Genomic DNA, 824 nt, shown 5'->3' on the forward strand with positions numbered 1-824 from the left:
GCTTCTTTTGCCAAACGTTCGCGGGTAGTTACAATCGAATCAATTTTCGCCAGCTGTTCATCCGGATAAGCTTCGTCAGCCTTGGCTTGCTTGGCATCGTTGTAAGCAGCAATCGCGGCTTCCCAACCTTCGTTTTTAAACTCATGGTCGCCTTTTGCCACTGCATCTTCATAGGCTTTCTGTGCCGCTGAAAGTTGCGCCAGAATGTTGCCGATCTCATCGATCCGTTGTTGAGGATAAGCTTCTTCCGGTTTAATATTCAATGCTGCACGGTATTCTGTTCTTGAGTTATCGTAATTCTTTTCGTTGAACAGGTTATCTGCCTTCGCAATTGCATCGGCATAATTCTTATCCTTCTCTGCCTGAATAGCAGCCAAACGGGCAGCTTCGGCTTCAGCGGCTTCTTTTGCCAAACGTTCGCGGGTTGTTACAATCGAATCAATTTTAGCCAGCTGTTCATCCGGATACGTTTCGTCAGCCTTGGCTTGCTTCGCCTCGTTGTAAGCAGCAATGGCAGCTTCCCAACCTTCGTTTTTGAATTCGCGGTCGCCTTTCGCTACCGCGTCTTCATACGCTTTTTGCGCAGCCGAAAGTTGCGCCAGAATGTTGCCAATCTCATCGATCCGTTGTTGCGGGTAAGCTTCTTCCGGCTTAATATTCAATGCCGCACGGTACTCTGTTCTTGAATTATCGTAGTTCTTCTCGTTGAAAAGGTTATCAGCCCTTGCAATCGCATCGGCATAATTCTTATCCTTTTCAGCCTGGATGGCGGCCAGTCTTGCAGCTTCGGCTTCGGCAGCTTCTTTTGCCAAACGTTCGCGGGT

At 48.4% G+C, this 824-nt stretch carries 1 protein-coding gene; it reads right to left on the reverse strand.

The window, feature by feature from the left end; all coding sequences use genetic code 11:
- Positions 1-824 (reverse strand): hypothetical protein (locus D1614_RS25795; protein ID WP_206610141.1); only part of this gene is annotated, 824 nt, incomplete at both ends.

It is taken from the genome of Maribellus luteus, assembly GCF_003576475.1.
Taxonomy (GTDB): Bacteria; Bacteroidota; Bacteroidia; order Bacteroidales; family Prolixibacteraceae; genus Draconibacterium; species Draconibacterium luteum.